Below are 11593 nucleotides of genomic sequence, written 5' to 3'. Positions count from 1 at the left end.
CGAGGAGGCAGGGCGTGCACGTGGTGATCATGGGATGCGGCCGGGTCGGCGCGTCCCTGGCCGCTGCGCTGGAGCGGCTCGGCCACGAGGTGGCCGTCATCGACAAGAGCCAGCAGGCGTTCCGGCGGCTCGGCAGCGACTTCCACGGCCAGCAGGTCGTCGGCGTCGGGTTCGACCGCCGGGTGCTGATCGAGGCCGGTATCGAGCGGGCCGGCGCGTTCGCCGCGGTGTCCAGCGGCGACAACTCGAACATCATTTCGGCCAGGGTCGCCCGCGAGAACTTCGGCATCGAACACGTCGTGGCGCGGATCTACGACCACAAGCGCGCGGCCGTGTACGAGCGGCTGGGCATCCCGACGGTCGCGACCGTGCCGTGGACGACCGACCGGTTCCTGCGCAGCCTCCTGCCGGACGGCGTCGCGTCGGCGTGGCGGGACCCATCGGGCAACGTCGCGCTGCTGCAGCTGCCGTTGCACGAGGGCTGGGTCGGGCATTCCGTGAAGGCGCTGCAGGAGGCGACCGGTGCGCGGGTGGCGTTCATCATGCGCTTCGGCACCGGGCTGCTGCCCGACACCAAGACCGTGCTGCAGGCCGACGACGTCGTGTGGGTGGCCGCGCGTTCGGGCACGGTCACCGACGTCACGAGCGTGGCGCAGCGCGAACCGGAGGACGAGGCATGAGGGTCGCGATTGCGGGCGCGGGGGCGGTCGGCCGCTCCATCGCCGCCGAGCTGATCGACGGCAGGCACCAGGTGATGCTCATCGAGCGGGAGGCCGACCAGTTCGAGCCGCACGCCGTGGAGCAGGCCGACTGGGTGCTCGGCGACGCCTGCGAGGTCTCGATCCTGGAGGAGTCCGGGATCGAGCAGTGCGACGTCGTCATCGCGGCGACCGGCGACGACAAGGCGAACCTGGTGGTGTCGTTGCTGGCCAAGACGGAGTTCGCGGTGCGGCGCGTGGTGGCGCGGGTGAACAACCCGGCCAACGAGTGGCTGTTCACCGACGCCTGGGGCGTCGACGTCGCGGTGTCGACCCCCCGGATGCTCGCGGCGATGGTCGAGGAGGCGGTCAGCGTCGGTGACCTGGTCCGGCTGATGACGTTCCGGCAGAGCAACGCGAACCTCGTCGAGCTCACCCTGCCGGCGGAGACGCCGCTGGCCGGCAAGCCGGTGAGCGAGCTGACGCTCCCGCGCGACGCGGCCTTGGTGACCATCCTGCGCGGCGACCGCGTGATCGTGCCGCAGCCGGAGGACCCGCTGGAACCGGGCGACGAGCTGCTGTTCGTCGCCACCGCGGACGTCGAGCCGGAGATCCGGACGGCGCTCGGGTACTGAGTCCGCGAGAAAGGCCCCCGACCGAGCGTCGGGGGCCTTTCCCGTGCCGGGCGGCCCGGAACTGTCGGTGCCCGGCGGTAGCGTGGAAATCGGGGGGCGCCCCCACGCGCGAGTGGCGGCTTCGGGACTCTGCGTGGTCCGGCAGGACCGAAAGCGGATCAGGCTTCGGGAGTTGCGTACTTTTCGCGCAGCCGGGCTTCGACCTGGGCGTCGGTCTCCGGCGCCGGCTCGTCCTCGGCGAGGGCCTTGAGGCGCTTGTCCGACCGCCGGACCGCCCACACGACCACCAGCAGGCCCAGCGCGTAGAGCGGGTAGCCCATGGCGATCTTCGCGAAGGCCAGCCAGCCGGTGTAGTCCTCCTGGTAGAGCCACCGCTGCACGATGAACCGGGCGGCGAAGATCGCCGCCATGGCCAGCGTGGCGACGTCGTAGCCGTAGCGGGACGGCTTGTCCTTGCGCCAGGCCTGGCCGGTGCCGTTGAGCAGGTTCCAGACGACGCCCGCGATCGGCCAGCGCACCACCACCGACACCACGAAGATGCCGCAGTAGACCAGGCTCGCGTAGATCCCGAAGAGGAAGAACCCCTTCGCGGACCCGGTGCGGTAGGCGATGAACGCCGCGATCGCGACGCCGAAGAAGCCGGAGATCGCCGGCTGCAGCGGCTCCTTGCGGACCAGCCGCAGCACGGTGATGGCCACCGCGCTGCCCACGGACGTCCAGATGGCCGCGGTCAGGCCGAAGAACGAGTTCGCCAGCACGAAGACGATCACCGGCAGCGAGGAGTAGATCAGGCCGGACACGCCGCCCATCTGCTCGAGCAGGGTCGGCTGCGGCTCTTCCTCGTCGGTCTTCTTCTCGCTCGGGGCAGGTTCAGTCACGATCGGTGATCAACTCACTGGGCTCTGGAGCTCGTAATAGGGGTTGTACAGCACCTTCTGGCCGTCACGCTCGGCCATCCGGCCGCGCACCTTGATCGTCCGGCCAGGCTCGATGCCCGGGATCCGGCGGCGGCCGAGCCAGATTAGCGTCACGCCCTGTGTCCCGTCGAACAGCTCGGCTTCCAGCGTGGCGGCCTCGCTGGTCGGACAGAGCTCCACGCTGCGGAGCCGCCCCATGACGGTGGCCTCTTCGCCCGAGCGGCAGTCACACGCCCGCTGCGCTCCCTCGGCGCCCGACCTCATCGACATCTCGTCGGCGTCGAGTTCCTCGACGTCGCTGGTCAGCTTGCGAACCAACCGGCTGAAGTAGCCGCCGTCTTTGGCGGACATAGGTGCTCCTGTGCTCCGGGGCCCCCTGCTTGGTGTGAACGGCCCGTGCGAATCCAGCGTACTGCGGTCCCCGTCAGGGAAACGCCTTTGCGCAAAGATCGCAACGTGACGTCCACGATCAGAGTTCCCGTCGCGGTGCTGCTGCCCGGCACCGGCTCGGACGAGGTGTTCGTCCGGGCGGTCTTCGAACGGCCGCTGCGTGCCCTCGGTGTCCCGCTCCTCACCCCGCCCCCGCCTGCGGGCGCGGCGCTCGCCGAGGGCTCCCTGGCGACGCTGGACGCGCTGGCGGACGAACACGGCGAACTGCTCGTGGGCGGCATTTCGTTCGGCGCCCACCTCGCCGCGGAGTGGGCGGTCCGCAATCCGGGCCGTTGCGGGGGCCTGCTGGCCGCGCTCCCGGCCTGGAACGGCGTCCCGGGCCCGGCGCCCGCATCGCTGGCCGCGACGCTGACAGCGGATCTGGTGGCCCGTTCCGGGGTCGACGCGGCACTGGCGCAGACCGACGGCAGCCCGGACTGGCTGCGGGCGGAACTGGACCGGGCGTGGCGGCGGCACGGCGACGGCCTGGCGGCGGGCCTGCGCGTCGCGGCGGCCCGGCCGGCGCCGACGCTCGGGGAGCTGGCGGCGCTGGCCGTCCCGGCCGGGATCGGGACGTGCACGGACGACCCGGTGCACCCGACGAAAGTCGCGTCGGAGTGGGCGAGCGCACTCCCCCGCGCCGCCGTCGGCGAGACGACGCTCACAGCGCTCGGCGCGGACCGCGAGTCCCTCGGCCGGGCAACCGTCCTGGCGTTCCTGAAGGCCCTGAAAAAGCCGTGAAGGCCACCGTGAGGAAGGACGAGTTCCTCGCGGTGGCCTTCACGGACTTCCGAGGTGGCTTCAGCCCTGCTGCTGCTGGGCCGCGATGTGCTCCGCGACCGCCTCCGGCAGCGTGATGGTCAGCGGGGTCCGGACCGGCATGGGAGCGTCGCCGCGGTCGACGATGGTGCGGCGCACGATCTCGCGCAGCACCTCGACGGCTCCGGCGGCCTCCGACTGGGGGCCGGCGATGACGCCGCGCAGCATCCAGCGGGGCCGGTCGACGCCGACGAAGCGCAGGGCGACGTCGCCGATGATGGCCGAGATCTCCAGGCCCCACACGCCGCGGCCGATGGTGACCTTGGCGCCGTCGGCCCGGAGCTGGTCGGCCAGCTCGGTGCTGACCTCCCGCCACAGCCCGCCCGAGCGCGGCGCGGCGTACGCGCTGACCGTGATCTGGCCCTGCTCGGTGACGACGTGCACGGCGCGCACGCCCCCGGCCTCCGGGTCCATTTCGACCTGGACCTGGGAACCGTCCGGCACCGGCACCTTCACCGAACCGAGGTCGATCCGCGGGATGCCGTCGTCGTCGAAGTCGGCCACGTCGAACGGGCCGTCGGAAACGTCCGAAAGCTCCCCGTCCTCGTCGTCGTACGTCTCGTCCTCGAAAGTGTCGTCGGCCTCGGGCGCGGCGTGCCGTCCGGCGGACCCGCCCTCGGTCCGCCGCTTGCGTCCGAAAATCCCCACTACTTCTCCGTTCCTTCCCCCGTGGCGGCGCTCGCGGCGAGCGCCGGTGCTCCCAGTGTGGCGTGTCCACCCGTGGAGCCGTAGCCTCCGTCGCCCCGCTCGGTCGCGTCGAGCTCGGCGACCTCGACGAACTCCGCGTGCTCGACCCGCTGCACGACCAGCTGGGCGATGCGGTCGCCGCGCGTCAGCTTCACCGGGTGCACCGGGTCGTGGTTGATCAGGCAGATCTTGATCTCCCCGCGGTAGCCCGCGTCGATCGTGCCCGGGGTGTTCACCACCGAAAGACCGACCCGGGCGGCCAGGCCGGACCGCGGGTGGACGAACCCCGCGTACCCGGTGGGGAGCGCGATCGCGACGCCGGTGCCGACGACGCCGCGTTCCCCGGGTTTCAGCACGATATCCGAGGTGGTGACGAGATCGGCGCCCGCGTCGCCCGGTCGGGCGTAGGCGGGCAGCGGGACATCCGGATCGAGCCGGGAGAGGAGTACCTGAACGCTGGACACGGGCGGCGAGATTACTCTCTACTCGTGGGTGAATCAGCGAAGACGGCCGCGAACACCGCGGTCCGGCATTCCGAGCGGCTCTACGTCCCGTGGTGGGGCTGGCCGCTGCCGGTGCTGGGCGCGATCCTGCTGGCGGCCGAGATCGACCTCGGGTACCCGGGGATCCGGGCGTGGCTGCCGTACGTGATCGCGCTGCCGGTCGTCGTGGCGCTGCTGCTGTCGCTGGGCCGGTCGAAGGTCCGGATCACCGGCGGTGACGAGCCGGAACTGTGGGTGGGCGACGCACACCTGCCGCTGCGCTACGCGGGCGTGGTCGAAATCTTCGACAAGGACGCCAAGCGCAAGGCGCTCGGGCGCGACGGCGATCCCGCCGCCTACGTGCTGCACCGCGGCTGGGTGGGGCCGGTCGTGAAGGTCCACCTCACCGACGCCGGCGATCCGACGCCGTACTGGCTGTTCAGCACCCGGCACCCCGAGCGGGTCGCCGAGCTGCTCAAAGCCGGCTGAACCCCGGCGCCCGGACCCGGATGTGGAAGGGGGCCGGCCTGCCGGCCGGCCCCCTTGTCCCCAGCGCGCTTCGAGCCTCCCCCGTTCCCTCGAGGCTCTCCGTCGCGTCTGTTCGTCCCTGTGTCCGAGAACCCCTTCGCGCTGTCAGGCGCAGTCGCGGCAGATCAGGCGTCCACCGTTGTCCTCGGCCAGCCTGCTGCGGTGGTGCACCAGGAAGCAGACGGAGCAGGTGAACTCGTCCGCCTGCTTCGGCACCACCTTCACGGTCATGTCCTCACCGGAAAGCCCGGAAAGGTCGGCGCCCGGCAGCTCGAAGTTCTCGGCGGTTGCGTCCTCGTCGACGTCGACGACGCCGGACTGGTTCTCGTTCCGCCGGGCCTTGAGCTCCTCCAACGAGTCTTCGGCCAGCTCGTCGGCTTCGCTGCGGCGCGGAGCGTCGTAGTCGGTAGCCATGTGTCCCTCACCCCTGCGATCAGCTTGTGTAGTCGTTTACCCGGACCCGCGGTTACGCCCGTGAGTCCGCCGTGCCGCTGGTCAACGTTCCAGGGCCCTCGTTTGTGCCCGACGGCCGAAGTGACCGAGGTCTCTTCTTTCTGCGCCTCTTCCTGCGGCCGGAGCCCGGGAAGGGTAGCTCACCGCTGTCCGGGTTCTGCAACGAGTCAGACATTGCCGGGAAATCGTCACCCGACAGGGGGAACCCGCAGGTAAGACGCGTTGTCGTCCGTTCGGGTTGCCCCCGGGTGGAGAACTTCACGCGCGGCCCGTGTCCGCTTGCCCCGGTCGTCCCCGCCGTGGTGCGATCGCTGCACGGGGATCGGACGTTCCGGCGGGGTGCCCCGGAACGAGGCACGCCGGGCACGGCGCCTAGGCTGATCCGCCACGACGGTGCCCGGTACGCACGGTCGGTTTCGGTGTTCGGGAAGGGACGGGCAGGTGGCGTCGGGGAACGGCATCGGGGACCGTGGGGCGCGGCCGTATCGCAAGCACAAGCCGCTGCCGGCGCTGATCGTCATCGGCGTGCTCGCTCTCGGCGCGATCATCGTCTGGGTGAACGCGGCCGTCGGCAAGGGCGACGTCGACGAGGCCGTCAAGTGCGACCCGCCCGCGAGCCCGCCACCGGGCGTCACGTTCAGCACGCTGCCGCACAACGCGCTCGACGACCGCAGCCCCGTCCCGCCGGACAAGGTCGCCTACCGGGTCCTCAACGCCTCGGGCTCCCGCGGCCAGGGCGGCATCACCACGACCGCGCTGCGCGAACTCGGGTTCACCAGTGCCGCCGACCCGGCCAACGACCCGGCCTACGAAGGCCGCGATGCCAAGTGCCGCGGCCAGCTCCGGTTCGGGGAGAACGGCGTCACCGCGGCCCGGACGCTCAGCCTCGTGGTCCCCTGCGCCGAGCTGGTCCAGGACAACCGCAAGGACGCGAGCGTCGACGTGGTGACGGGCACGCTGTTCGGCGACCTCCGGCCCCGCGCCGAAGCCCGTCAGATCATCACCCAGCTCGCCGACTGGTCCAAGAGCCACCAGGGCGGCGGCGGCAACGAGCAGTCCGCGGGCGCGAAGGCCCCGGTCGTCGACCAGACCCTCCTGGCCTCGGCCCGCAACGTGGAGTGCTGACCACCCTCTCAGGCGTACCCGGCGGGACGACACGGCGCGAGCAAGTCGTGCCGACCGCCCCAGGACCGAACCGATCGGCGGGAGTCGCTCAGACGTCGGCCGCGCCGCAGTGCGCCAGTGCCTTCCGCAGCGGGCCGGCGATCGACGGAGCCGCCGCGTACGTCGCGTCCGCGCCCAGGTCCGGCGCCGTGCCCGGGAGGGACACCTCCGCGCCCGCCTCGGCGGCGACCAGCGCCCCCGCCGCCCAGTCCCAGCGGTGGAGGCCGTGCTCCACGTAGGCGTCCAGCCAGCCCGCCGCCACCGCGCACAGGTCCAGCGACGCCGCCCCGTTGCGGCGGATGTCCCGCACCCGCCCCAGCAGCTCCGCCGCGAAGCGCGACTGCCGCGTCCGCCGCTCCGGCGAATACGCGAAACCGGTTCCGACCAGCGTCAGCTCCAGCCGCGACGGCGCCGACACCGCCAGCCGGCGGCCGTTCAGGAACGCGCCGTGGCCTCGGGCGGCCGACCACACGCGGCCGCTCGCCGGCTCCACCACCGCCCCGGCCACCGACACCCCGCCGACCTGCGCGGCCACCGACACCGCGAACCACGGCAGCCCGTAGAGGAAGTTGACCGTCCCGTCGATCGGGTCGACCACCCACGTGACGCCGTCACCCGCGGCACCCCCGCCTTCCTCGCCCAGCACCGGCTCGCCCGGCCGCAGCGAAGCCAGCCGCGCGCGCACCAGGCGTTCCGACTCGTGGTCGACGGCGGTCACCACGTCGGTGTCCCCGGACTTGGTGCCCACGGCCACCGAGCGGCCACCGGCCATCCCCTCCCAGGCCTCGCGGACCAGCTCGGCGGCGTCCGTCGCGACCTGCACCGCGACGCTTTTCAGCAACGACTCGTCAACTCCCACGTCCGACATGTCACCACACCCGGTTAAAGTCTCCGAGGCAGGCTTCTGAATCGTGCGAGAAGGGACCACGTCCGTGGTGGAGGCGACCCGCCGAGGTTTCGGCATCGACATCGGCGGCAGCGGGATCAAGGGGGCCTTGGTCGACCTGGACAAGGGACAGCTCATCGGCGACCGGATCCGGATCGAGACGCCGAAGCCGTCCACCCCGTCGGCGGTGGCGGACGTCGTGCACGACGTCGTCACGCAGGCGGGCTGGGACGGCCCGGTCGGCGTGACGCTCCCGGCGGTCGTCAAGAAGGGCGTCGCGCACACCGCGGCCAACATCGACAAGCAGTGGATCGGCACCGACGCCGACGCGCTGTTCGCCAAGCGGCTCGGCCGCAGCGTCGACCAGGTCGCGATGCTCAACGACGCCGACGCGGCAGGCATGGCGGAGATCCGCTTCGGCGACCCGGTCGCGCGCACGGGCGTCACCGCGCTGCTCACCTTCGGCACCGGGATCGGGAGCGCGGTGTTCCAGGACGGCAAGCTCGTCCCCAACACCGAATTCGGCCACCTGGAGATCGACGGCCACGACGCCGAGAAGCGCGCGGCCGCTTCGGTGAAGGACAACGAGGGGCTCTCCTACCCCGAATGGGCCAAGCGCGTGCACCGTTACCTGACCGTGCTGGAGAACCTCATCTGGCCCGACCTGTTCATCGTCGGCGGCGGCGTCAGCAAGAAGGCCGAGAAATGGGTGCCGCTGCTGGACATCCGCACTCCGGTGCTGGTGGCGAGCCTGCAGAACAACGCCGGCATCGTGGGTGCCGCGGCCGCCGCGGCCGAGGGCATCCAGCACTGATCCGGCGCCGGAGAGGGTACTGACCGGTACTGACCAGTACTGATCCGGCCACGATCGCGACGCGGATCGGGCGTGTGAAGCGGCCGGAGGGTGATCGCTTCGCACCGCATGCGCGTACCGTCGTTACAATGGAACACGGCCCACGGCTGCGGAGGGCAAAACCGCAGGCCGAGGCGTGATCCCCCGAATGTGAGGCAGCAGTGGCCGCGAGGCCGTTGCTCGTCATGATCGACCGCTGCGAAAGGGCGTAAGTGGCAGCCGCAAGAACCGCAACCCGAGGCGGGACGAAGACAGCGACCGCAGCCGGCGAGCCGGCCGAAGAGGCAGCCACCGGGACGGCGAAGCCAGCGGCGCGCAAGACCACCACCGCCAAGAAGGCGCCGGCCAAGAAGCCCGCGCCGGCGAAGAAGGCCGCGACCAAGGGGCCGAAGGGCGAGGACGGCGAGCCGGACGGTCCCGTCGAACTCGACGAGGCCGAACTCGACACGCCCGACCTGTCGGAGCTCGAAGAGGTCGAGGTCGACGTCGAAACGGTCGCCGACGAGCCGGACGCCGACTCGGCCGACGACGACGATGACGACGAGGAATCCGACGAGGAGACCCCGGCGCAGCGCCGTCGCGGCGTGGCCGCCGACAAGGCCGCGGCCAAGAGCGACAACCCGGACTTCGTCTGGGACGAAGAGGAGTCCGAGGCGCTGCGTCAGGCGCGCAAGGACGCCGAGCTCACCGCGTCCGCCGACTCCGTGCGTGCCTACCTCAAGCAGATCGGCAAGGTCGCGCTGCTGAACGCGGAGGAGGAGGTGGAGCTGGCCAAGCGGATCGAGGCCGGGCTCTACGCCGCCGAGCGCGTGCGCACCGCCGAGGAGGAGGGCGAGAAGCTCGTCACCCAGATGCGCCGCGATCTCAAGTGGATCGTGCGTGACGGCGAGCGCGCCAAGAACCACCTGCTGGAGGCGAACCTCCGGCTCGTGGTGTCGCTGGCCAAGCGCTACACCGGCCGCGGCATGGCGTTCCTGGACCTGATCCAGGAGGGCAACCTCGGCCTGATCCGCGCGGTGGAGAAGTTCGACTACACCAAGGGCTACAAGTTCTCGACGTACGCCACGTGGTGGATCCGTCAGGCGATCACCCGCGCGATGGCCGACCAGGCGCGCACCATCCGCATCCCGGTGCACATGGTCGAGGTCATCAACAAGCTGGGCCGCATCCAGCGTGAGCTGCTCCAGGACCTCGGCCGCGAGCCGACCCCGGAAGAGCTCGCCAAGGAGATGGACATCTCCCCGGAGAAGGTCCTGGAGATCCAGCAGTACGCGCGCGAGCCGATCTCGCTGGACCAGACGATCGGCGACGAGGGCGACTCGCAGCTCGGTGACTTCATCGAGGACTCCGAGGCGGTCGTCGCGGTCGACGCGGTGTCGTTCACGCTGCTGCAGGACCAGCTCCAGTCGGTGCTGCAGACGCTGTCCGAGCGCGAGGCGGGCGTGGTCCGGCTGCGCTTCGGTCTCACGGACGGCCAGCCGCGCACGCTCGACGAGATCGGCCAGGTGTACGGGGTGACCCGCGAACGCATCCGGCAGATCGAGTCGAAGACGATGTCGAAGCTGCGCCACCCGTCCCGGTCACAGGTCCTGCGGGACTACCTGGACTGATTTCTTGGTACGAAAGGGAAAACCCCGTCACCGTGGTGGCGGGGTTTTCCCTTTTCGGGGATCTTTGGTGGAGAGCTCAACCACTTCCGAAAGGGTCCTCATGAAGATCGGTATCGGCCTGCCGAACCAGGTCCGCGGCATGCGTCCGGACGTCATCCCGACCTGGGCGGCGAAGGCCGAGGAGGCCGGGTTCTCGACGCTCGGCACGGTCGGCCGGATCGCTTATCCCGGCGTGACGGACACCGTCGCGCTCGCCGCCGCGGCCGGCGCCACCAGCCGGATCGGGCTGATCAGCAACGTCCTGCTCGGCACCGTGTGGCCGCCCGTGCTGCTGGCGAAGGAGATCGCCGGGATCGACGGCGTCTCCGGCGGCCGGCTCACCCTCGGTATCGGGATCGGCGGGCGCGAGGACGACTTCGTCGCCGACGGGCTCGGCCCGAAGGGGCTCGGCAAGCGGATCGACGCCGACCTCGAGGTCTACCGCGACGTCTGGGGCGGCAAGCCCGTCGGCGGCGGCACCAACCCCGCCGTGCCGCCCGGCACCCGCCAGGTTCCCCTGCTGTTCGGTGGGTTCGCGCCGAAGGCACTGGCTCGGATGGCGAAGTGGGGCGAGGGCTACGTCGGCGGTTCGGTGCCGCCGGAGATGGTCGCCGGGGCGTTCGACCAGGCCCGTGCCGCCTGGCGGGAAGCCGGCCGCGAAGGCGAGCCGCGGCTCGTCGCGATCACGTACTTCGCGCTCGGCGAGCCCGACACCGGCCGGGGGAACGTCCACGACTACTACAGCTACTTGGGCGACGACTCGGCCGGCTTCATCTCGTCCGGCGTGCGCACCACCCCCGATGCGGTACGCGAAGCCGTGCAGGCGTTCGGCGACCTCGGGGCGGACGAACTGATCTTCAACCCCGGCACCGACGATCTGGACGACATCGCCCGCCTCGCCGAGCTCGTGCTGTGACGCACGGCCGGCCGGCTCAGGGCACGGCCAGTCCGCGATCCCGCAGCGACTGCTCGACGCGCAGGCGTTCGATCTCCCGGTCCATCCCTTCGGGCAGTTCCCCGAGCCGGTGCGGCACGCCGATCTGCCGGCAGGCCTGGACGAGGAGCTCGTCGTAGGCCTGCCGGGTGCCGAACCGGCGCGCGGCCGGCGTCCCGGAGGGGTAGCCGGCGAGCAGCCGGTGCACCCGGCGCAGGTCCGCGGCGACGCGTTCGATCGGCGGACCTTGCGGTTGCGGCTTCGCGCGTCTCTCCCGGAGCCGGCCGAGCAGCTTGGGCACGCGCAGCGCGCACCAGAACAGGACCGTGGGTGCGAGGCAGACCACGGCAAAGAGGATCAGGTTCGCGAGGACGCCGTCGGCGCCGTCCATACCTCGATGGTAAGCCCACACCGCCCACCCGGCGGAAGGCTTTCGCGTGATTGAAGCCGGAACTCGCG

At 71.3% G+C, this 11593-nt stretch carries 15 protein-coding genes; 8 read left to right on the top strand and 7 right to left on the bottom strand.

Annotated features, from left to right (window positions below):
- The first annotated feature begins 14 nt into the window (after positions 1 to 14).
- Together AB0F15_RS09825 and AB0F15_RS09820 are read left to right on the top strand one after the other, a co-directional pair.
- On the top strand, positions 15 to 680 hold the full coding sequence (locus AB0F15_RS09825) for a TrkA family potassium uptake protein (RefSeq protein WP_360267946.1): 666 nt from the start codon (positions 15 to 17) through the stop codon (positions 678 to 680).
- Complete coding sequence (locus tag AB0F15_RS09820) at positions 677 to 1333, top strand: TrkA family potassium uptake protein (RefSeq protein ID WP_003067924.1); 657 nt, start codon at positions 677 to 679, stop codon at positions 1331 to 1333. Before AB0F15_RS09825 ends, AB0F15_RS09820 begins: the two co-directional genes overlap by 4 nt.
- 158 nt (positions 1334 to 1491) lie before the next feature.
- On the opposite strand, the gene AB0F15_RS09815 is transcribed toward AB0F15_RS09820, so the two are convergent.
- Together AB0F15_RS09815 and AB0F15_RS09810 are read right to left on the bottom strand one after the other, a co-directional pair.
- A complete protein-coding gene (locus AB0F15_RS09815) occupies positions 1492 to 2211 on the bottom strand; it encodes a DUF3159 domain-containing protein (RefSeq protein WP_360267943.1) in 720 nt (239 codons plus the stop codon).
- A 9-nt stretch (positions 2212 to 2220) separates the two neighbouring features.
- Positions 2221 to 2601: an OB-fold nucleic acid binding domain-containing protein gene (locus AB0F15_RS09810; protein WP_360267940.1), complete on the bottom strand. Its 381-nt coding sequence runs from the start codon at positions 2599 to 2601 to the stop codon at positions 2221 to 2223.
- 135 nt (positions 2602 to 2736) lie between these two features.
- Here AB0F15_RS09810 and AB0F15_RS09805 point away from each other — a divergent pair, with 135 nt between their 5' ends.
- The gene (locus AB0F15_RS09805; protein ID WP_360268595.1) at positions 2737 to 3420 is read left to right on the top strand and encodes an alpha/beta hydrolase; all 684 of its coding nucleotides are present in this window, start codon (positions 2737 to 2739) and stop codon (positions 3418 to 3420) included.
- A 60-nt stretch (positions 3421 to 3480) separates the two neighbouring features.
- On the opposite strand, the gene AB0F15_RS09800 is transcribed toward AB0F15_RS09805, so the two are convergent.
- Together AB0F15_RS09800 and dut are read right to left on the bottom strand one after the other, a co-directional pair.
- Positions 3481 to 4146: a DUF3710 domain-containing protein gene (locus AB0F15_RS09800; protein ID WP_360267937.1), complete on the bottom strand. Its 666-nt coding sequence runs from the start codon at positions 4144 to 4146 to the stop codon at positions 3481 to 3483.
- The gene (gene dut / locus AB0F15_RS09795; RefSeq protein WP_360267934.1) at positions 4146 to 4649 is read right to left on the bottom strand and encodes a dUTP diphosphatase; all 504 of its coding nucleotides are present in this window, start codon (positions 4647 to 4649) and stop codon (positions 4146 to 4148) included. The genes AB0F15_RS09800 and dut overlap by 1 nt, the downstream gene beginning before the upstream one ends.
- Positions 4650 to 4673: 24 nt before the next feature.
- Here dut and AB0F15_RS09790 point away from each other — a divergent pair, with 24 nt between their 5' ends.
- A complete protein-coding gene (locus tag AB0F15_RS09790) occupies positions 4674 to 5156 on the top strand; it encodes a DUF3093 domain-containing protein (RefSeq protein ID WP_360267931.1) in 483 nt (160 codons plus the stop codon).
- 144 nt (positions 5157 to 5300) lie between these two features.
- Here AB0F15_RS09790 and AB0F15_RS09785 read toward each other — a convergent pair whose 3' ends face one another.
- Positions 5301 to 5609: a DUF4193 domain-containing protein gene (locus AB0F15_RS09785; protein ID WP_013224476.1), complete on the bottom strand. Its 309-nt coding sequence runs from the start codon at positions 5607 to 5609 to the stop codon at positions 5301 to 5303.
- 480 nt (positions 5610 to 6089) lie between these two features.
- On the opposite strand from AB0F15_RS09785, the gene cei reads away from it, so the two are divergent.
- Complete coding sequence (cei, locus tag AB0F15_RS09780; protein WP_360267928.1) at positions 6090 to 6773, top strand: envelope integrity protein Cei; 684 nt, start codon at positions 6090 to 6092, stop codon at positions 6771 to 6773.
- Between the two features lie 88 nt (positions 6774 to 6861).
- Here cei and AB0F15_RS09775 read toward each other — a convergent pair whose 3' ends face one another.
- A complete protein-coding gene (locus AB0F15_RS09775) occupies positions 6862 to 7680 on the bottom strand; it encodes an inositol monophosphatase family protein (protein ID WP_360267925.1) in 819 nt (272 codons plus the stop codon).
- A 67-nt stretch (positions 7681 to 7747) separates the two neighbouring features.
- Here AB0F15_RS09775 and ppgK point away from each other — a divergent pair, with 67 nt between their 5' ends.
- The 3 genes from ppgK to AB0F15_RS09760 all read left to right on the top strand — a co-directional run bounded on the left by ppgK (position 7748) and on the right by AB0F15_RS09760 (position 11116).
- Positions 7748 to 8512, top strand: a complete 765-nt coding sequence (gene ppgK, locus AB0F15_RS09770) for a polyphosphate--glucose phosphotransferase (RefSeq protein ID WP_360268591.1) — start codon at positions 7748 to 7750, stop codon at positions 8510 to 8512.
- Between the two features lie 251 nt (positions 8513 to 8763).
- Positions 8764 to 10161 (top strand): RNA polymerase sigma factor, encoded by a 1398-nt coding sequence (locus AB0F15_RS09765; RefSeq protein WP_360267922.1) that lies wholly within the window; start codon positions 8764 to 8766, stop codon positions 10159 to 10161.
- Between the two features lie 100 nt (positions 10162 to 10261).
- A complete protein-coding gene (locus AB0F15_RS09760; RefSeq protein ID WP_360267919.1) occupies positions 10262 to 11116 on the top strand; it encodes an LLM class flavin-dependent oxidoreductase in 855 nt (284 codons plus the stop codon).
- Positions 11117 to 11132: 16 nt separating this feature from the next.
- Here AB0F15_RS09760 and AB0F15_RS09755 read toward each other — a convergent pair whose 3' ends face one another.
- A complete protein-coding gene (locus AB0F15_RS09755) occupies positions 11133 to 11525 on the bottom strand; it encodes a hypothetical protein (protein ID WP_360267917.1) in 393 nt (130 codons plus the stop codon).
- Between the last annotated feature and the right edge of the window lie 68 nt (positions 11526 to 11593).

The sequence above is a fragment of the Amycolatopsis sp. NPDC026612 genome (assembly GCF_040638285.1).
Lineage (GTDB): Bacteria > Actinomycetota > Actinomycetes > Mycobacteriales > Pseudonocardiaceae > Amycolatopsis.
Note: the sequence above shows the minus strand (reverse complement) of the source record. Positions and strands in the feature narration are given on the sequence as shown.

Coding starts and splice junctions, on each gene's coding strand:
- AB0F15_RS09820 (WP_003067924.1), top strand. CDS start 677: ATGAGGGTCGCGATTGCGGGCGCGGGGGCGGTCGGCCGCTCCATCGCC.
- AB0F15_RS09810 (WP_360267940.1), bottom strand. CDS start 2,601: ATGTCCGCCAAAGACGGCGGCTACTTCAGCCGGTTGGTTCGCAAGCTG.
- AB0F15_RS09785 (WP_013224476.1), bottom strand. CDS start 5,609: ATGGCTACCGACTACGACGCTCCGCGCCGCAGCGAAGCCGACGAGCTG.
- AB0F15_RS09775 (WP_360267925.1), bottom strand. CDS start 7,680: ATGTCGGACGTGGGAGTTGACGAGTCGTTGCTGAAAAGCGTCGCGGTG.
- AB0F15_RS09760 (WP_360267919.1), top strand. CDS start 10,262: ATGAAGATCGGTATCGGCCTGCCGAACCAGGTCCGCGGCATGCGTCCG.
- AB0F15_RS09755 (WP_360267917.1), bottom strand. CDS start 11,525: ATGGACGGCGCCGACGGCGTCCTCGCGAACCTGATCCTCTTTGCCGTG.